Annotated in this window: 17 protein-coding genes; 14 read left to right on the forward strand and 3 right to left on the reverse strand. The window is 71.4% G+C overall.

From position 1 onward, the window contains the following. The first annotated feature begins 91 nt into the window (after nt 1-91). On the forward strand, nt 92-2068 hold the full coding sequence (thrS, locus tag ACZ4VK_RS21295) for a threonine--tRNA ligase (protein ID WP_468354109.1): 1977 nt from the start codon (nt 92-94) through the stop codon (nt 2066-2068). Nucleotides 2069-2080: 12 nt separating this feature from the next. On the opposite strand, the gene ACZ4VK_RS21300 is transcribed toward thrS, so the two are convergent. Next, nucleotides 2081-2770, reverse strand: coding sequence for a potassium channel family protein (locus ACZ4VK_RS21300; protein ID WP_468354111.1), 690 nt, complete (start codon nt 2768-2770; stop codon nt 2081-2083). Nucleotides 2771-2835: 65 nt separating this feature from the next. Here ACZ4VK_RS21300 and ACZ4VK_RS21305 point away from each other — a divergent pair, with 65 nt between their 5' ends. Beyond that, on the forward strand, nt 2836-3399 hold the full coding sequence (locus ACZ4VK_RS21305; RefSeq protein WP_468354113.1) for an HIT family protein: 564 nt from the start codon (nt 2836-2838) through the stop codon (nt 3397-3399). A 22-nt stretch (nt 3400-3421) separates the two neighbouring features. Here the strand turns inward: ACZ4VK_RS21305 and ACZ4VK_RS21310 are convergent, their stop codons facing one another. Together ACZ4VK_RS21310 and ACZ4VK_RS21315 are read right to left on the reverse strand one after the other, a co-directional pair. Continuing rightward, nucleotides 3422-5080, reverse strand: a complete 1659-nt coding sequence (locus ACZ4VK_RS21310) for a hypothetical protein (RefSeq protein ID WP_468354115.1) — start codon at nt 5078-5080, stop codon at nt 3422-3424. Nucleotides 5081-5255: 175 nt separating this feature from the next. Next, nucleotides 5256-7463: an elongation factor G-like protein EF-G2 gene (locus tag ACZ4VK_RS21315; protein WP_468354117.1), complete on the reverse strand. Its 2208-nt coding sequence runs from the start codon at nt 7461-7463 to the stop codon at nt 5256-5258. Between the two features lie 453 nt (nt 7464-7916). On the opposite strand from ACZ4VK_RS21315, the gene pgsA reads away from it, so the two are divergent. The 12 genes from pgsA to yajC all read left to right on the forward strand — a co-directional run bounded on the left by pgsA (nt 7917) and on the right by yajC (nt 18050). After that, entirely contained in the window at nt 7917-8579 is a 663-nt protein-coding gene (gene pgsA / locus ACZ4VK_RS21320) for a phosphatidylinositol phosphate synthase (RefSeq protein ID WP_468354119.1), read from the forward strand. Continuing rightward, a complete protein-coding gene (locus ACZ4VK_RS21325) occupies nt 8576-9517 on the forward strand; it encodes a phosphatidylinositol mannoside acyltransferase (protein ID WP_468354121.1) in 942 nt (313 codons plus the stop codon). The genes pgsA and ACZ4VK_RS21325 overlap by 4 nt, the downstream gene beginning before the upstream one ends. Further along, nucleotides 9514-10665 carry a glycosyltransferase family 4 protein gene (locus tag ACZ4VK_RS21330; protein ID WP_468354123.1) on the forward strand — a complete coding sequence of 384 codons (1152 nt, stop codon included), beginning with the start codon at nt 9514-9516 and terminating at the stop codon, nt 10663-10665. The genes ACZ4VK_RS21325 and ACZ4VK_RS21330 overlap by 4 nt, the downstream gene beginning before the upstream one ends. Nucleotides 10666-11295: 630 nt before the next feature. Further along, nucleotides 11296-11949: an MBL fold metallo-hydrolase gene (locus tag ACZ4VK_RS21335; protein ID WP_468354125.1), complete on the forward strand. Its 654-nt coding sequence runs from the start codon at nt 11296-11298 to the stop codon at nt 11947-11949. 11 nt (nt 11950-11960) lie between these two features. Further along, the gene (locus tag ACZ4VK_RS21340) at nt 11961-12503 is read left to right on the forward strand and encodes a hypothetical protein (protein ID WP_468354127.1); all 543 of its coding nucleotides are present in this window, start codon (nt 11961-11963) and stop codon (nt 12501-12503) included. A 116-nt stretch (nt 12504-12619) separates the two neighbouring features. Continuing rightward, nucleotides 12620-13534, forward strand: a complete 915-nt coding sequence (pdxS, locus tag ACZ4VK_RS21345) for a pyridoxal 5'-phosphate synthase lyase subunit PdxS (RefSeq protein WP_317874515.1) — start codon at nt 12620-12622, stop codon at nt 13532-13534. A 6-nt stretch (nt 13535-13540) separates the two neighbouring features. Then, the gene (gene pdxT / locus ACZ4VK_RS21350; RefSeq protein WP_468354129.1) at nt 13541-14134 is read left to right on the forward strand and encodes a pyridoxal 5'-phosphate synthase glutaminase subunit PdxT; all 594 of its coding nucleotides are present in this window, start codon (nt 13541-13543) and stop codon (nt 14132-14134) included. Nucleotides 14135-14196: 62 nt separating this feature from the next. After that, nucleotides 14197-14949, forward strand: coding sequence for a YebC/PmpR family DNA-binding transcriptional regulator (locus ACZ4VK_RS21355; RefSeq protein WP_468354131.1), 753 nt, complete (start codon nt 14197-14199; stop codon nt 14947-14949). Nucleotides 14950-15079: 130 nt separating this feature from the next. Further along, on the forward strand, nt 15080-15643 hold the full coding sequence (gene ruvC / locus ACZ4VK_RS21360; protein WP_389685069.1) for a crossover junction endodeoxyribonuclease RuvC: 564 nt from the start codon (nt 15080-15082) through the stop codon (nt 15641-15643). Continuing rightward, entirely contained in the window at nt 15640-16272 is a 633-nt protein-coding gene (gene ruvA / locus ACZ4VK_RS21365; protein WP_468354133.1) for a Holliday junction branch migration protein RuvA, read from the forward strand. Before ruvC ends, ruvA begins: the two co-directional genes overlap by 4 nt. 47 nt (nt 16273-16319) lie before the next feature. Further along, nucleotides 16320-17408 (forward strand): Holliday junction branch migration DNA helicase RuvB, encoded by a 1089-nt coding sequence (gene ruvB, locus ACZ4VK_RS21370; RefSeq protein ID WP_468354135.1) that lies wholly within the window; start codon nt 16320-16322, stop codon nt 17406-17408. Between the two features lie 165 nt (nt 17409-17573). Then, nucleotides 17574-18050 carry a preprotein translocase subunit YajC gene (gene yajC, locus ACZ4VK_RS21375; protein ID WP_468354137.1) on the forward strand — a complete coding sequence of 159 codons (477 nt, stop codon included), beginning with the start codon at nt 17574-17576 and terminating at the stop codon, nt 18048-18050. The last annotated feature ends 52 nt before the right edge of the window (nt 18051-18102 follow it).

An 18102-nucleotide genomic window follows, 5' to 3' on the forward strand; every position in this document is an offset into this window, starting at 1 on the left:
CCATCGGCGGTGCGCGGCACCTCGTACCTGTCGCGCACCGCCGGCGCCGGCACCTCGTGTCTGTCCGCGCCCCAAAGGAAGAAGAACATTCGTGTCTGATGTCCGTGTGACCGTCCAGTCCGCCTCGGAAGCAGAGGAGAGGGCGGTGAGCGCGGGCACCACCGCCGGCGCCCTGTTCGCCGACGACCGTACCGTCATCGCCGCCCGTGTCGGCGGTGAGCTGAAGGACCTGTCGTACGAGCTCGCCGACGGCGATGTCGTCGAGGGCGTCGAGATCTCCTCCCCGGACGGTCTCGACATCCTGCGCCACTCGACCGCGCACGTCATGGCGCAGGCCGTGCAGGAGCTCTTCCCCGAGGCCAAGCTGGGCATCGGCCCGCCGGTCCGGGACGGCTTCTACTACGACTTCGACGTCGAGAAGCCCTTCACTCCCGAGGACCTCAAGGTCATCGAGAAGAAGATGCAGGAGATCCAGAAGCGCGGCCAGCGTTTCGCCCGCCGCGTGGTGACCGACGAGGACGCCCGCGCCGAGCTGGCGGACGAGCCGTACAAGCTGGAGCTCATCGGCATCAAGGGCTCCGCCTCGACCGACGACGGCGCGAACGTCGAGGTGGGCGGCGGCGAGCTGACCATCTACGACAACCTCGACGCCAAGACCGGCGACCTGTGCTGGAAGGACCTCTGCCGCGGTCCCCACCTGCCGACCACCCGGAACATCCCGGCGTTCAAGCTGATGCGCAACGCCGCCGCCTACTGGCGCGGCAGCGAGAAGAACCCGATGCTCCAGCGCATCTACGGCACCGCCTGGCCGTCGAAGGAGGAGCTGAAGGCCCACCTCGACTTCCTCGCCGAGGCCGAGAAGCGCGACCACCGCAAGCTCGGCAACGAGCTGGACCTCTTCTCCGTGCCCGACGAGATCGGCTCCGGCCTCGCGGTCTTCCACCCCAAGGGCGGCATCATCCGCCGGGTCATGGAGGACTACTCGCGCAAGCGGCACGAGGAGGAGGGCTACGAGTTCGTCTACTCGCCGCACGCCACCAAGGGCAAGCTGTTCGAGAAGTCGGGCCACCTCGACTGGTACGCCGAGGGCATGTACCCCCCCATGCAGCTCGACGAGGGCGTGGACTACTACCTCAAGCCCATGAACTGCCCGATGCACAACCTGATCTTCGACGCGCGCGGACGTTCGTACCGTGAACTGCCGCTGCGCCTCTTCGAGTTCGGCACCGTGTACCGGTACGAGAAGTCCGGCGTCGTGCACGGTCTGACCCGGGCCCGCGGCTTCACCCAGGACGACGCGCACATCTACTGCACCAAGGAGCAGATGGCGGAGGAGCTCGACAAGACCCTCACCTTCGTCCTCAACCTGCTCCGCGACTACGGTCTGACCGACTTCTACCTGGAGCTGTCCACCAAGGACCCGGAGAAGTTCGTCGGCTCCGACGAGGTGTGGGAGGAGGCCACCGCGGTCCTCCAGCAGGTCGCGGAGAAGCAGGGCCTCCCGCTGACCCCCGACCCGGGCGGCGCCGCGTTCTACGGTCCGAAGATCTCGGTGCAGGCGCGGGACGCCATCGGCCGTACCTGGCAGATGTCGACCGTGCAGCTCGACTTCAACCTGCCGGAGCGCTTCGACCTGGAGTACACCGCTCCGGACGGCACCAAGCAGCGCCCGGTCATGATCCACCGCGCGCTGTTCGGTTCGATCGAGCGCTTCTTCGCGGTGCTCCTCGAGCACTACGCGGGCGCGATGCCGCCGTGGCTGGCGCCCGTCCAGGCGACCGGCATCCCGATCGGTGACGCGCACGTCGACTACCTGTACGAGTTCGCCGCCAAGGCGAAGAAGCAGGGCCTGCGCGTGGAGGTCGACTCCTCCTCGGACCGGATGCAGAAGAAGATCCGGAACGCGCAGAAGCAGAAGGTCCCGTTCATGATCATCGCGGGTGACGAGGACATGGCCGCCGGCGCCGTCTCCTTCCGCTACCGCGACGGCTCGCAGGAGAACGGCATCCCCGTCGACGAGGCCCTCGCCAAGATCGCCAAGATCGTCGAGGACCGCGTCCAGGTGTGACGCCCTGAGCGTTCAGGAGGCCCCCGGGGAATCCCCCGGGGGCCTCTTGTCGTCCTCCCGGGTGAACGACTGGACCAGCCAGGACGAGAACGAACCCGTCACCGCCCCCAGGAGCGCGAGACCGCAGGCCATCATGCCCACCGCCGTCACCCGGCCCATCGGGGTCACCGGCGCCACGTCCCCGTACCCCACGGTCGCGAGCGTGGCGCAGGTCCACCACATCGCGTCGCCGAAGGTGAGGATCGTGGCACCGGGGGCGTCGGCCTCGTGGTGGTAGACGGTGAGCGCGCCCGCGAAGCCGAGCAGGGCCACGCTCAGCCCGGCGTACAGCATCACGCGCGCGTAGAGGCCGAGCCGCGGCTTGTCGCGGCGGCGCTGGACCCGGTCGTAGAGGGTCACCATCCGGAGCGGCCGCAGCAGCGGCAGCACCAGGACGACCGTGTCGAGGAGATGGGTGCGGACGAAGCGGAGCGGACGCATGCCGCTGAGGCGGAGCCGTACCGCGTAGTCCACGGCGAACAGGGCCCAGGCGGCGACGGTGACGGCGAGACAGAGCTCGAGCCAGGCCCGGGGGAGACCGTGGCGGGCGAGGACGCGGACCGCGTAGCCGGTCAGGAAGACGAGGGAGGCCACGGCGAGCGGGGTCTCCATGCGGCGGTCCCAGCGTTCCTGCCGTGGCGGTTTCGGGGGCCTCTCGCTCATCGGATCAGCATGGCCGCTGCATGGATCTTCCGCCCCGGCGACACGTTCCGAACGGGCGACGCAATATGCTGCACAGCATGACGACTGAGCCGGAGCAGCAGATCGGAGTGGGGACGCGGGACGCGTTCCAGCGCCTGTGGACGCCTCATCGGATGGCGTACATCCAGGGCGAGAACAAGCCGACCGGGCCGGGGGCCGACGACGGCTGTCCGTTCTGCTCGATCCCGGCGAAGTCGGACGAGGACGGTCTGGTGATCGCCCGCGGCGCCAGCGTCTACGCGGTCCTCAACCTGTACCCGTACAACGGCGGGCACCTCATGGTCGTCCCCTACCGTCACGTCGCCGACTACACGGATCTGGACGTGGCGGAGACGGCGGAGCTCGCCGACTTCACCAAGCGCGCGATGGTCGCGCTGCGGGCGGCCTCCGGTGCGCACGGCTTCAACATCGGCATGAACCAGGGCGCCGTCGCCGGCGCCGGCATCGCCGCCCATCTCCACCAGCACCTGGTGCCGCGCTGGGGCGGGGACACCAACTTCATGCCGGTCGTCGGTCACACCAAGGTGCTGCCGCAGCTGCTCGCGGACACCCGGAAGATGCTGGCCGACGCCTGGCCGGCCACCATCTGATCCGTACGGGCAGCGGCGGAGCTCAGGCTTCGTAGACGTCGGCCTTCTTGGGGCCCGGGTCCTGGACGCCGCCGCTGAGGAACAGCGAGCGGTTGGTGAAGCGCTCCGTGTCCACGTTGTGCTCGTCGAGCATCTTGAGGGTCGCGGAGTGGACCGCGCGCAGCACCGGCGTCGCCATGCGGATGGCGTCGTCGGCCATGAAGCGGTTCTTCCAGAGCGGCCCGGCCCAGATGTGCCGCAGCCCGAAGGGCTCGGGCAGGACGAGCTTGCCGCCGAGGAAGTCCAGGACCGGCGGGTACCAGGTGAGCGGGGCGCGGACCGCGAGCCGGACGACCTCGTCGGTCGTCATCAGCGGCTGCTTGATCTCCTTGGTCTCCCAGAAGCGGACGGTCTTGGAGACCTCCTTGGTCTTCGCCTTCGGCTTCGTCGTGAAGAGGCCGTGCACGGGGCCGAGGGCGTGCCCGGTGACCTCGATCCGGAGGGTGTGGAGGAGGGACGTCACCGTGACCATCATCGTCAGGACCAGGTTCCCGTCCCAGAGCGTGAACTGCACGCCGAGGTAGTGCCGGTTGCCGGCGCCGAACTGCTGGTCGTTGCAGATGCGCTGTATCTCGTGCGGCTTGACCTGGTAGTGGACGATGCTGTCGCCCTCGGGGCGGGTGACCTCGTCGGCGCCCTCCCCGACGGGGGAGACGATCCAGTGCTTGACGGTCGGCTTGGGGAACCCCGTCTTCATCGAGCCGCGCTCCAGCAGGGTCAGCTGGTCGTGGATCCTGCGGACGACGTCCCAGGCGCGGAAGTCATGGATCTCGCGGCCCGGCTGGGGGACGAGCTCCTCGGCCAGCGTCCAGCTGCCCCAGCGGGTGCCGAGGCCGAGGACACCCTTCGCGCCCGCGTAGAACACGATGTTGGACTGCTGCTCGGCGGAGAGCTTCTCCAGGTTCTGCCGGAGCTCCTCCGCGGCCTTCTCGCCCGGGTCCCGCGGAGCGGCCTCCGGGATCTTGGCGCCGATGCCGCCGCCGCTGAGCAGGGCCGTCCAGCGCTCGCGGAGGTCGACGGCGGTGGTCTCGCAGATGCGGTGAGCGAGGAACCAGCCCGCGACAGGGGCCACGATCATGGCGCGCAGGTAGTTCGGCAGGATCCCGTCGAAGGGCAGCTTGAGAAGGACGAGCAGGGCGAACAGGCCGGCCGCGACGAGGAGCGCGGTGCCGATGGCGCTGGTGCGCTTGTTGTCGGAGCCCGCGGCCATCCGCCGGAGCTGGATGACTCCCAGCCAGAGCAGCAGCCCGGGCAGGAAGAGCACCCCGCAGACCAAGGTGACCAGGGTCAGTTTGATGTCCCGCTGCCTGCGGAGGCGGGAGGCGGCGAGACAGTGCTCGACGACCGGCTGCGGCTCCGCGCCGAAGGACTGGATGAGGGCCTTGCGGGCGCCACCGAGCATGCGGACCTGGATCGCGCGGGAGAACGCCTCGCCGAGGTCGGGGCGGAAGAGCTTGTGCCACTTCCCTTCCTTGACCGTCGACTTGTAGAGCTCGTTGTCGGCTTCCTTGATCGTGTCCAGGGGGCTGTCCCGGTACGCGGCGGAGGCGAGCGCGTTCGTCGCCCCCGTACCGCCGCCGGAGCCCTGGAGGGGAATCTGTGCCCCGGGTCCGAAACCGTCGATCGCCACTGCCGCCCCCATCGCGCGCGAGTACCTGTGCGGGCTGTTCCCAACTGCCGCGCCCCGCACACCTTCTGAGCTGGGCACCCCAGCGTAACCGGGTGCCGCCTGATGCGTCACCGGAGTGGGACGGCTCGGCCGAATGCCGCCCGCCCCGCGGTGGCGGTGCGGGCGGCCAGGGCTGTCACCCCGTCAATCAGGAGCTCTTTCCGGCCTCTTCGCGCATCTTCTCGGCGAGATGCGGGGGCATCGGCTCGTGCCGGGCGTACGAGCGGTCGAACCTGCCGGTGCCGTGCGACACGGACCGCAGGTCGATCGCGTACCGCCCGATCTCGATCTCCGGCACCTCGGCCCGGACCACGGTCCGCCCGGGCCCGGCCTGATCGGTGCCGACGACCCGGCCGCGCCGCCCCGACAGATCGCTCATCACGGGACCGACGTACTCGTCCGGCACGAGGACCTGGACCTCGGCGACCGGTTCGAGGAGTTGGACGGCGGCATCGGCGGCCGCCTCGCGCAGCGCGAGCGCCCCGGCCGTCTGGAAGGCGGCGTCGGAGGAGTCCACCGAGTGGGCCTTGCCGTCCCGCAGGGTGACCCGGATGTCGACGAGCGGGTAGCCGGCGGCGACGCCCCGCGCGGCCTGGGCCCGTACCCCCTTCTCCACCGAGGGGATGAACTGGCGCGGGACCGCGCCCCCGACCACCTTGTCGACGAACTCGATGCCGCTGCCCGGCGGGAGCGGCTCCACGTCGATCTCGCAGATCGCGTACTGGCCGTGACCACCGGACTGCTTGACGTGCCGGCCCCGGCCCGCCGCGGCGCCGCCGAAGGTCTCGCGCAGCGACACCTTGTACGGCACGGCGTCGACCCGCACCCCGTACCGGCCCCTGAGACGTTCGAGGACGACGTCCTGGTGCGCCTCGCCCAGGCACCACAGGACCACCTGCCGGGTGTCCTGGTTCTGTTCGAGGCGCAGGGTCGGGTCCTCGGCGACCAGCCGGGCGAGGCCCTGCGAGAGCCGGTCCTCGTCGGCCTTGCTGTGGGCCTCGACCGCGAGCGGCAGCAGGGGCTCGGGCATGCTCCACGGCTCGATCAGGAGCGGATCGTCCTTCGCGGAGATCGTGTCGCCCGTCTCCGCCCGGCCCAGCCGGGCCACACAGGCCAGGTCCCCGGCGATGCACTGCGCCATCGGCCGCTGCTGCTTGCCGAAGGGGGAGGTGAGCCCGCCGATCCGCTCGTCGACGTCGTGGTCCTCGTGTCCCCGGTCCGCAAGGCCGTGGCCGGAGACATGGACGGTCTCGTCGGGGCGCAGGGTGCCGGAGAAGACCCGGACGAGCGAGACCCGGCCCACGTAGGGGTCGGCGGCGGTCTTGACGACCTCGGCGACCAGGGGACCCTCGGGGTCGCAGCTGAGGGGCGGTCGGGGTCGGCCGTCGGGGGTGGTGACGGCGGGCGGCTCGTGCTCCAGCGGGGAGGGGAAGCCTCCGGTGATCAGTTCCAGGAGTTCGAGGGTGCCCAGGCCCTGCGTACCGCCCTCGGCCGCCGGGGCGGCCGCGAGCACCGGGTGGAAGGCGCCACGGGCGACGGCCTTCTCCAGGTCGTCGACGAGCGTCTTCACATCGATCCGCTCGCCGCCGAGATAGCGGTCCATGAGGGTCTCGTCCTCGCTCTCGGCGATGATCCCCTCGATCAGCCGGGCGCGGGCCTCCGCGATGAGCTCCCGCTGGCTCTCGTCGGGCGGGCTCTCCCGCCGTACCCCCGTGGAGTAGTCGAAGATCCGCTCCGAGAGCAGCCCCACCAGACCGGTCGCGGGCGCGTGCCCGTCGGCCGACTCCTCGCCGCGCACCGGCAGATAGAGCGGGAGGACGGCGTCGGGGTCGTCGCGGCCGAAGAGCGACGCGCAGACGGCGGTGAGCTCGTCGAAGTCGGTGCGGGCCGTGTCGAGATGGGTGACGACGATGGCGCGGGGCATGCCGACGGCCGCGCACTCCTCCCAGATCATCCGGGTGGAGGCGGCGACGGCGTCCGCCTCCTGGGCGGCCGAGACGACGAAGAGGGCCGCGTCCGCCGCGCGCAGACCGGCCCTCAGCTCCCCGACGAAGTCGGCGTACCCGGGGGTGTCGAGGAGGTTGATCTTGTAGCCGTCCCAGCCGACCGGGACGAGGGAGAGCTGTACGGAGCGGTGCTGGCGGTGCTCGATCTCGTCGTAGTCGGAGACGGTGGCGCCGTCCTCGACCCGACCCGCCCGGTTGAGCGCCCCGGCGGTCTGCGCGAGCGCCTCCACCAGGGTCGTCTTGCCGGATCCGGTGTGGCCGACCAGCACCACGTTCCGCACGGCCGTGGGCCGGTCGGCCGTCAAAGCCCTGCCGGCGGCCCCGGCGGGAGTGTTCGCCTTGTCACCCATGATGTGTTCCTCCCGGCTGCTCGCACGGTGCGGCGGGACGCGGGCATGGGGGAGTGGTGTGTCGCGGTTACGGCTCCTGCGGTGCCCGCGGTGGTCCTTCGAGCTTTGCACCGACGGGGGGAGGCGTCCATATGTCGTACGGCTGGGGGAGGTCTACGGCCTCACGTCGCACGGCTGGGGTCCCGCGTCGCGCGTCGGTGCGGGGTGTACGGCACAGCCGCGCGGTGTACGGCCGGCCGGGCCGCGCGATGCCCCGTACGGCTCTCGGAGAGGCGCCTCCGGGGACGCGTACGGCCGCAGAGGACACGTCCGAACGTCGTACACGGCGCGGGCCCGCCGGGGGACGCCGACGCGGCGGGGCGGGTGCCCGCCGGAACGCCGGGGCGCTCGTGGCTACGATGGGTGAGCCGGTGGTCATTGGGGCCGCGCGGCCCACCGAACCTCGGGAAGGCCATGCTGAACAAGTACGCGCGTGCATTCTTCACGCGTGTCCTCACACCGTTCGCAGCGTTTCTGCTCCGCCGGGGCGTCAGCCCCGACGCGGTCACGCTCATCGGCACGGCGGGAGTGATGGCCGGTGCGCTGGTCTTCTTCCCCCGCGGAGAATTCTTCTGGGGCACCATCGTCATCACCCTCTTCGTCTTCTCCGACCTCGTCGACGGCAACATGGCCCGGCAGGCCGGGATCTCCAGCCGCTGGGGCGCCTTCCTCGACTCGACGCTCGACCGGGTCGCCGACGGTGCGATCTTCGGCGGCTTCGCGCTCTGGTACGCGGGCACCGGCGACGACAACGTGCTCTGTGCCGTCGCGATCTTCTGCCTGGCGAGCGGGCAGGTCGTCTCGTACACCAAGGCGCGTGGCGAATCGATTGGCCTTCCCGTCGCCGTCAACGGCCTGATCGAGCGTGCCGAGCGACTCGTGATCTCGCTGGTCGCCGCGGGCCTCGCCGGCCTGCACGCGTTCGGGGTGCCCGGGGTCGAGGTCCTGCTCCCGATCGCCCTGTGGATCGTGGCGGTCGGCAGTGCCGTCACCCTGGGGCAGCGGGTCGTGACCGTACGGCGTGAATCGGCCGAGGCGGACGCCGCCGCGGCCGGGGGGAGCGGGGCGACGACATGAGCGCGCTGAAGGAACGACTGAGCGACGGGCTGTACGGCGCCGGCTGGGCGACCGTCAAGAAGCTTCCCGAACCGGTGGCCACCGGCCTCGGCCGACGGATCGCCGACTTCACCTGGAAACGGCGCGGCAAGAGCGTGCTGCGCCTTGAGGCGAACCTCGCGCGCGTGGTGCCCGACGCCACGCCCGCGCGGCTCGCCGAGCTTTCGAAGGCCGGCATGCGCTCGTACATGCGGTACTGGATGGAGTCCTTCCGGCTGCCGACCTGGGACAAGGAGCGGGTCGAGCGCGATGTCGACATCAAGGACGCGCACTACCTGAAGGAAGGCCTGGCCGCCGGACGCGGGGTCGTCCTCGCCCTGCCGCACCTGGCGAACTGGGACCTGGCCGGTGTGTGGGTGACCCGCGCGCTCGGCGTGCCGTTCACGACGGTCGCCGAGCGGCTCAAGCCGGAGACGCTCTACGACCGTTTCGTCGCCTACCGGGAGTCCCTCGGCATGGAGGTCCTCCCGCACACCGGGGGCTCCGCCTTCGGCACCCTCGCACGGCGGCTGCGGGCGGGCGGCCTGGTCTGCCTGGTCGCCGACCGCGACCTGTCGGCCTCCGGCACCGAGGTCACCTTCTTCGGCGACACGGCGCGGATGCCCGCGGGACCCGCGATCCTCGCCCAGCAGACGGGGGCGCTGCTGCTGCCCGTGACGCTCTGGTACGACGGGACGTCCCTGAAGGGCCGGATCCACCCGCCCGTCGACGTACCCGAGTCAGGCACGCGGGCCGAGAAGACGTCCGTGATGACGCAGGCGCTGGCCGACGCCTTCGCCGCCGGCATCGCGGACCACCCGGAGGACTGGCACATGCTGCAACGCCTGTGGCTGTCGGACCTGGAGACACGTCCGGAGGAGGCTCCCGGCGTGGAGCGGGACGGGGAGCGCGGCGCGTGAAGATCGGGATCGTCTGCCCGTACTCCTGGGACGTGCCGGGCGGCGTCCAGTTCCACATCCGTGACCTCGCCGAGCACCTCATCCGGCTCGGCCACGAGGTGTCCGTCCTCGCGCCCTCTGACGACGACACCCCGCTGCCGCCGTACGTGGTCTCCGCAGGCCGGGCCGTGCCCGTCTCGTACAACGGCTCGGTTGCCCGGCTCAGCTTCGGCTTCCTCTCCGCCGCGCGGGTCCGCCGCTGGCTGCACGACGGCATCTTCGACGTCGTCCACATCCACGAGCCGGCCTCGCCCTCCCTCGGCCTGCTCACCTGCTGGGCGGCGCAGGGGCCGATCGTGGCCACCTTCCACACCTCGAACCCGCGATCGCGCGCGATGATCGCCGCGTACCCGATCCTCCAGCCCGCGCTCGAGAAGATCAGCGCCCGGATCGCGGTCAGCGAGTACGCGCGCCGCACGCTCGTCGAGCACCTCGGCGGTGACGCCGTCGTCATCCCCAACGGGGTCGACGTGGACTTCTTCGCCCGCGCCGAGCCGAAGAAGGAGTGGCAGGGCGAGACCCTCGGCTTCATCGGCCGGATCGACGAGCCGAGGAAGGGCCTGCCGGTCCTCATGCGGGCCCTGCCCAGGATCCTCACGGAACGGCCCGGCGCGCGGCTCCTCGTCGCCGGGCGCGGGGACGAGGAGGAGGCGGTGGCCTCGCTGCCGCGTGAGCTGCGCTCCCGGGTCGAGTTCCTCGGGATGGTCAGCGACGAGGACAAGGCGCGGCTGCTGCGCAGCGTCGACGTGTACGTGGCGCCCAACACCGGCGGCGAGAGCTTCGGCATCATCCTCGTCGAGGCGCTCTCGGCCGGCGCGCCGGTCCTCGCCTCCGACCTGGACGCCTTCGCCCAGGTCCTCGACCAGGGAGCGGCGGGCGAGCTCTTCACGAACGAGGACGCGGAGGCCCTCGCCGTCGCGGCGATCCGGCTCCTGGGGGACGAGGAGCGCCGCGCGGGCCTGAGCGCGCGGGGCTCGGCGCATGTACGGCGCTTCGACTGGGCGACGGTCGGCGCGGACATCCTGGCGGTGTACGAGACGGTGGCGGACGGGGCGGCGGCGGTCGACACGGACGAACGGGTGAGCCTCAGGACGCGCCTGGGCTGGTAGCCCACGGCCACCGCCGCGTGGGCGATCGTCTTGCTGGGACGGTGCCCACCCGCGCGGGCGGGCCGCGTCGCCCACCGCCGTGTGGCAATCGCCCTGCCGAGGCGGTACCCACCCGCCCGGGGCGCCGCCCACCCAACCGGGGCCGACCAGCCTCTCCCACCGCCGTGTGGGCAATCGCCCCGCTGGGGCGGTGCCCACCCCGCCGGGGTCTCGCGCCCACCCCCGTGTGGGCAATCGTCCCGCAGGGCGGGACGGGTGGGCACACGGGACGGCGCCCTTGGCGGCGCCTCCGCCCCTTGCGGCCTGGACCCGCACCGACTGTGCACCGCACAACGGGGTGCGGGTACAGGCGCGGAAGCCTAGGCTCGGCAAGGGGCGCCGTCCGTTGTGCCCACCCGTTCCGCCCCAGCGGAACGAATGCCCACAACGGGGGTGGCACGGTGGGGGTGGGCGCCGCGCCAGCGGAACAGGTGCCCACAACGGGGTGGGCGCCGTCCCGGCGGGACAGGTGCCCACGACGGGGTGGGTGGCGGCACGGGAAGGGTGGGCGGTCCGCCCGTGGAGCGTCGCGGCGGACGGGCAATCCACGGGCGGCGGATGGTGTCCTACCGCCGGGGGCAGGATGCGTTCATGGATGCGATCACGCGGCTCGACCTCGGGTACTTCACCCGCCCCGCCGCCGAGTGGCAAGGCCCCCACCCCCGCGTGGAACCCGTTCTCGCGTATCTCGTGCGCCACGCGGGCGTGAGGCTGCTCTTCGACACCGGCATGGGGACCGGGTCCCCGGAGACCGACGCCCACTACCGGCCCGTCCGCCGCCCCCTGCCCGTCGGGCCCGGCGACGTGGACCTCGTCGTCAACTGCCACCTCCACTTCGACCACATCGGCGGCAACCAGCGCTTCCCCACCACCCCCGTCCTCGTCCAGCGCACCGAGCTCGCCACCGCCCGCGCCGGCGGGTACACGATCGACTCGTTGCTTCCCGGCGTCCGGTACGAGGAGCTCGACGGCGAGCACGAGATCGCCCCCGGCGTCCTCGTGGTGCCGACCCCGGGCCACACGGACGGCCACCAGTCGCTGTTCCTGGACCACGGCGACCACGGCGACCACGGCGCCCCCGTGACGGTCCTCGCGGGCCAGGCGTACGACTTCGCGTCCGAGTTCGGCACCCCGTACCGCCCCTGGCTCGACCGGCTCGCCGAGCTCGCCGGCGGTCGGCCGGTCCGTGTCCTGTTCGCCCATGACCGTGACCTTTGGGAGGGCGTGCTGCCACCGCCCCGGTAGCCTGTGCGCCCGTGACCGAAACCCTGATCTGGACCGTCGTCGCGCTGATTCTCATCGGCGTCTATCTCAGTTGGACCGCCGGACGGCTCGACCGGCTGCACTCCCGTATCGACGCCGCCCGCGCGGCCCTGGACGCGCAGCTGCTGCGCCGGGCCTCGGTCACCCAGGAGCTGGCCACCTCCGGCGTTCTCGATCCGGCCGCCTCGATCGTGCTGTACGAGGCCGCGCACGCCGCCCGGCAGGCCGAGGAGGATCACCGGGAGGTCGCCGAGAGCGAACTCAGCCAGGCGCTGCGGGCTGTGTTCGGCGAGCCCGAGCAGGTGGAGGTGGTCCGGGAGGCCGCCGGTGGCGTGGAGGCCGCGGAGGAGCTCGCGCAGGCCGTCCGCCGGGTGCCGATGGCCCGCCGCTTCCACAACGACGCCGTACGGGCCGCCCGCGCCCTGCGCCGCCACCGCAAGGTCCGCTGGTTCCGGCTCGCGGGCCACGCGCCCTTCCCGCTGGCCTTCGAAATGGACGACGAGCCGCCGGTGGCTCTTGCCGATCGCCCCACCTGACGCCCCGTAACCTGCGAAAACGATCCACCGGGTCCACATTGGCCCTTGCAGTGGACCGCAGGTGGACTGTTTCCTCGCTGTTGTCGTCAATGACTCTTGTCACGAGTGAGGTACTTGTGTCCACCACGCCTTCCCCCTCCCCCCAGTCCCCCGAGACCGGCACCGCCCGTGTGAAGCGCGGCATGGCCGAGCAGCTCAAGGGCGGCGTGATCATGGACGTGGTCAACGCCGAGCAGGCGAAGATCGCCGAGGACGCCGGCGCCGTGGCCGTCATGGCCCTGGAGCGGGTCCCCGCGGACATCCGCAAGGACGGCGGCGTGGCCCGCATGTCCGACCCGAACATGATCGAAGAGATCATCGGCGCGGTGTCCATCCCGGTCATGGCCAAGTCCCGGATCGGCCACTTCGTCGAGGCCCAGGTCCTGCAGTCCCTCGGTGTCGACTACATCGACGAGTCCGAGGTCCTGACCCCGGCCGACGAGGTCAACCACTCCGACAAGTGGGCCTTCACGACCCCCTTCGTCTGTGGCGCCACCAACCTGGGCGAGGCCCTGCGCCGCATCGCCGAGGGCGCGGCCATGATCCGCTCCAAGGGCGAGGCCGGCACCGGCAACGTCGTCGAGGCCGTCCGCCACCTGCGCCAGATCAAGAACGAGATCGCCCGCCTGCGCGGCTTCGACAACAACGAGCTGTTCGCCGCCGCCAAGGACCTGCGCGCCCCGTACGAGCTCGTCAAGGAGGTCGCCGAGCTCGGCAAGCTGCCGGTCGTGCTGTTCTCCGCCGGTGGTGTCGCCACCCCGGCCGACGCCGCGCTCATGCGTCAGCTCGGCGCCGAAGGCGTCTTCGTCGGCTCCGGCATCTTCAAGTCGGGCGACCCGGCCAAGCGCGCCGCCGCCATCGTGAAGGCCACCACCTTCTACGACGACCCGAAGATCATCGCGGACGCCTCCCGCAACCTGGGCGAGGCCATGGTCGGCATCAACTGCGACACCCTCCCCGAGTCCGAGCGCTACGCCAACCGGGGCTGGTAGGCACCGATGAGCAGCACTCCCGTGATTGGTGTCCTGGCTCTCCAGGGCGACGTACGGGAGCACCTGATCGCCCTGGCCGCGGCGGACGCCGTGGCCAGGCCGGTGAGGCGCCCCGAGGAACTGGCCGAGATCGACGGCCTGGTCATCCCCGGTGGTGAGTCCACCACCATCTCCAAGCTGGCCGACCTCTTCGGCATGGCGGAGCCGCTGCGCGAGCGCATCGCCGCCGGCCTGCCGGTCTACGGCACCTGCGCCGGTCTGATCATGCTCGCGGAGAAGATCCTCGACCCGCGTTCGGGCCAGGAGACCTTCGGCGGCATCGACATGATCGTCCGCCGCAACGCCTTCGGCCGGCAGAACGAGTCCTTCGAGGCCGGCGTCACCGTCGCGGGCATCGAGGACGGCCCCGTCGAGGGCGTCTTCATCCGCGCCCCCTGGGTGGAGTCCGTCGGCGCCGAGGTCGAGATCCTCGCCGAGCACGAGGGCCATGTCGTCGCCGTACGGCAGGGCCGCGCGCTCGCGACCTCGTTCCACCCCGAGCTCACCGGGGATCACCGCATCCACGCCCTGTTCGTCGACATGGTGCGCGCCGCGAGCTGATCCGATCCCGGTAGGATCTCTGGGGTTCGTTCAGAAATGGGTTACGCGAAGGAGACAGGCAGATGTCCGGCCACTCTAAATGGGCTACGACGAAGCACAAGAAGGCCGTGATCGATGCCAAGCGCGGCAAGCTCTTCGCGAAGCTGATCAAGAACATCGAGGTCGCGGCCCGTACGGGCGGCGCCGACCTGGACGGTAACCCGACGCTGTTCGACGCCGTCCAGAAGGCGAAGAAGAGCTCGGTCCCGAACAAGAACATCGACTCCGCGCTCAAGCGCGGTGCGGGTCTCGAGGCCGGCGGCGCCGACTACGAGACGATCATGTACGAGGGCTACGGACCGAACGGTGTCGCGGTGCTCATCGAGTGCCTCACCGACAACCGCAACCGCGCCGCCTCCGACGTCCGCGTGGCCATGACCCGCAACGGCGGCTCCATGGCCGACCCGGGCTCGGTCTCGTACCTGTTCAACCGCAAGGGCGTCATCGTCCTCCCGAAGGGCGAGCTGTCCGAGGACGACGTCCTCGACGCGGTCCTCGACGCGGGCGCCGAGGAGGTCAACGACCTCGGCGAGAGCTTCGAGGTCATCAGCGAGGCCACCGACCTGGTCGCGGTCCGCACCGCCCTCCAGGAGGCCGGCATCGACTACGACTCCGCCGACTCCAACTTCGTCCCGACCATGCAGGTCGAGCTCGACGAAGAGGGCGCGCGCAAGATCTTCAAGCTGATCGACGCGCTGGAGGACAGCGACGACGTGCAGAACGTCTTCGCCAACTTCGACGTCAGCGACGAGGTCATGGAGAAGGTCGACGCCTGAGCGCGGCCGCTCCGCACAGCGGGCCGACGGGGACACACCCCCGTCGGCCCGCTGTCGTTCGTACGGCGTTGTCAGTGGGAGCGGATAGCCTGCACAAACAGTTGAGCGACAGCGGGCCGGGAGGGGCACAGTGCGCGTTCTCGGGGTGGACCCGGGTCTGACCCGGTGCGGTGTCGGCGTCGTCGAGGGGGTCGCGGGACGGCCCCTGACCATGCTCGGCGTGGGAGTGGTGCGGACGGCCGCGGACGACGACATCGGCGTGCGGCTCGTCGGCATCGAGCGCGGCATGGAGGAGTGGCTCGACCGCTTCTCGCCCGAACTCGTCGCCGTGGAGCGGGTGTTCAGCCAGCACAACGTGCGTACGGTGATGGGCACCGCACAGGCGAGCGCCGTCGCCATGCTCTGCGCCTCGCGCCGCGGCATCCCCGTCGCCCTGCACACCCCCAGCGAGGTCAAGGCCGCCGTCACCGGCAGCGGACGCGCCGACAAGGCGCAGGTCGGCGCCATGGTGACCCGGCTGCTCCGGCTCTCCGCCCCGCCCAAGCCGGCTGACGCCGCCGACGCCCTCGCCCTCGCCATCTGTCACATCTGGCGGGCCCCCGCCCAGAACCGTCTCCAGCAGGCCGTCGCCCAGAACCGTCTCCAGCAGGCGGTCGCCCAGCAGGCGTCCGCAGTGAAAGGCCGAACCCGATGATCGCCTTCGTCAGCGGCCCGGTCGCCGCCCTCGCCCCCACCACGGCCGTCATCGAGGTCGGCGGCGTGGGCATGGCCGTCCAGTGCACCCCGGGGACCCTCGCGGGACTGCGGATCGGACAGGACGCCCGGCTCGCCACCTCCCTCGTCGTCCGCGAGGACTCCCTCACCCTGTACGGCTTCGCCGACGACGACGAGCGGCAGGTCTTCGAGCTGCTCCAGACCGCGAGCGGCGTCGGCCCCCGCCTCGCGCAGGCCATGCTCGGCGTCCACAGCCCCGACGCCCTGCGCCTCGCCGTGTCCACCGGAGACGAGAAGGCCCTCATGGCCGTCCCCGGCATCGGCAAGAAGGGCGCCCAGAAACTCCTCCTCGAACTGAAGGACAAGCTCGGCGCCCCCCTCGGCAGCAGCGGCCTGGTCGGCGCCCAGCGCGCCGCGGCCTCCGGACCCGCACCGTGGACCGAGCAGCTGACCGCCGCCCTGATCGGCCTCGGCTACCAGAGCCGCGAGGCCGAGGAAGCCGTCGGCGCCGTCGCCCCGCAGGCCGAGGCCGCGATCGCCGAGACCGGCACCGCGCCCGTGCCGCAGCTGCTTCGCGCCGCCCTGCAGACCCTCAACCGCGCCCGCTGACCCATCACCCGCCCCGACCCCGCCGTACGAACGAGAAGGCATCCACCGTGAACTGGGACGACGACTCCACCGCCGAGGCACCGGACGCCGAGGCGCGCATCGTCGGCGCCTCCGCCGAGGGCGACGACCAGGCCGTCGAAGCCGCCCTGCGCCCCAAGGACCTCAGCGAGTTCGTCGGCCAGGAGAAGGTCCGCCAGCAGCTCGACCTGGTCCTCAAGGCCGCCCGCCAGCGCGGCGCCACCGCCGACCACGTCCTGCTCTCCGGCGCCCCGGGCCTCGGCAAGACCACCCTCTCGATGATCATCGCGGCCGAGATGAACGCGCCGATCCGCATCACCTCGGGCCCCGCCATCCAGCACGCCGGAGACCTCGCCGCGATCCTCTCCTCCCTCCAGGAGGGCGAGATCCTCTTCCTCGACGAGATCCACCGCATGTCCCGGCCCGCCGAGGAGATGCTCTACATGGCGATGGAGGACTTCCGCGTCGACGTCATCGTCGGCAAGGGCCCCGGCGCCACCGCCATCCCCCTGGAGCTCCCGCCCTTCACCCTGGTCGGCGCCACCACCAGGGCAGGACTCCTGCCGCCCCCGCTGCGCGACCGCTTCGGCTTCACCGGCCACATGGAGTTCTACGACCCCGCCGAGCTCCAGCGCGTGATCCACCGCTCCGCCGGACTCCTCGACGTCGAGATCGACCCGGCCGGTGCCGCCGAGATCGCCGGCCGCTCCCGCGGCACCCCCCGTATCGCCAACCGCCTGCTGCGCCGGGTCAGGGACTACGCGCAGGTCAGGGCCGACGGCGTCATCACCCGCGCGATCGCCGAGGCGGCCCTCAGCGTGTACGAGGTCGACGGCCGCGGCCTCGACCGGCTCGACCGCGGCGTCCTCGAAGCGCTGCTCAAGCTCTTCGGCGGCGGACCGGTCGGTCTCTCCACCCTCGCCGTCGCCGTGGGGGAGGAGCGCGAGACCGTCGAGGAGGTCGCCGAACCCTTCCTCGTACGCGAGGGTCTGCTGGCGCGCACCCCCCGTGGCCGGGTCGCCACCCCGGCGGCCTGGGCGCACCTCGGGCTCGTTCCGCCGCAGGCAGCGGGCCCGGGGGCGCCAGGAAGCGGACAACAGGGGCTCTTCGGGGCGTGACGGTGCTGACACTCGCCCGGACCGGAACCGGGGTGCGATGCTGGACGTTGTTCCATCGATGCGGACTCGCCTAGACTCCGCCGTTGCCGCCCTTTCTGGTCGGCGCGCCCACCCCCGAAGATCAGGCCGCGGGTTCTCCGCGACCGTGCGAAGGAAACCCGTCCCGTGAGCATCGTGACCCTCCTCCCCTTCATCGTCCTCATCGGGGCCATGTTCCTGATGACCCGCTCTGCCAAGAAGAAGCAGCAGGCGGCGGCGCGGATGCGCGACGAGATGCAGCCCGGCACCGGCGTCCGCACGATCGGGGGGATGTACGCCACCGTCAAGGAGCTCGGCGACGAGACCGTCCTCCTCGAGGTCGCGCCCGGCGTGCACGCCGTCTACGCGAAGAATGCCATCGGCGCCGTCCTCGAGGACTCCGAGTACAACCGCATCGTCCACGGCGACGACGAGTCGGACTCCGACACCGTCGTCCCGGACGACGCCTCGTCGCTGACCGGTGCCGTCGAGGCCACCGAGGGCACGGAGACCGCCGAGGACGCGGAGCCGAAGGCCGACCTGACGAAGAAGGCGGACGCGGCCGAGGCCGCCGCCGAGGGGCAGAAGGACGGCAAGGCCGACGGCGAGACCGACGCGAAGTAGTCGCGGCCGGGGACACCGCGCACGCCCACCGGCGCGCGCGGTACCCGGAACG

The sequence above is a fragment of the Streptomyces sp. NPDC028711 genome, from assembly GCF_055565415.1.

What these genes read in the sequence shown, in the direction of transcription:
- ACZ4VK_RS21300 (WP_468354111.1), bottom strand. Translation starts at nt 2,770, where the DNA reads ATGAGCGAGAGGCCCCCGAAACCGCCACGGCAGGAACGCTGGGACCGC.
- ACZ4VK_RS21305 (WP_468354113.1), top strand. Translation starts at nt 2,836, where the DNA reads ATGCTGCACAGCATGACGACTGAGCCGGAGCAGCAGATCGGAGTGGGG.
- ACZ4VK_RS21310 (WP_468354115.1), bottom strand. Translation starts at nt 5,080, where the DNA reads ATGGGGGCGGCAGTGGCGATCGACGGTTTCGGACCCGGGGCACAGATT.
- ACZ4VK_RS21315 (WP_468354117.1), bottom strand. Translation starts at nt 7,463, where the DNA reads ATGGGTGACAAGGCGAACACTCCCGCCGGGGCCGCCGGCAGGGCTTTG.
- pgsA (WP_468354119.1), top strand. Translation starts at nt 7,917, where the DNA reads ATGCTGAACAAGTACGCGCGTGCATTCTTCACGCGTGTCCTCACACCG.
- ACZ4VK_RS21325 (WP_468354121.1), top strand. Translation starts at nt 8,576, where the DNA reads ATGAGCGCGCTGAAGGAACGACTGAGCGACGGGCTGTACGGCGCCGGC.
- ACZ4VK_RS21335 (WP_468354125.1), top strand. Translation starts at nt 11,296, where the DNA reads ATGGATGCGATCACGCGGCTCGACCTCGGGTACTTCACCCGCCCCGCC.
- pdxT (WP_468354129.1), top strand. Translation starts at nt 13,541, where the DNA reads ATGAGCAGCACTCCCGTGATTGGTGTCCTGGCTCTCCAGGGCGACGTA.
- ACZ4VK_RS21355 (WP_468354131.1), top strand. Translation starts at nt 14,197, where the DNA reads ATGTCCGGCCACTCTAAATGGGCTACGACGAAGCACAAGAAGGCCGTG.
- ruvA (WP_468354133.1), top strand. Translation starts at nt 15,640, where the DNA reads ATGATCGCCTTCGTCAGCGGCCCGGTCGCCGCCCTCGCCCCCACCACG.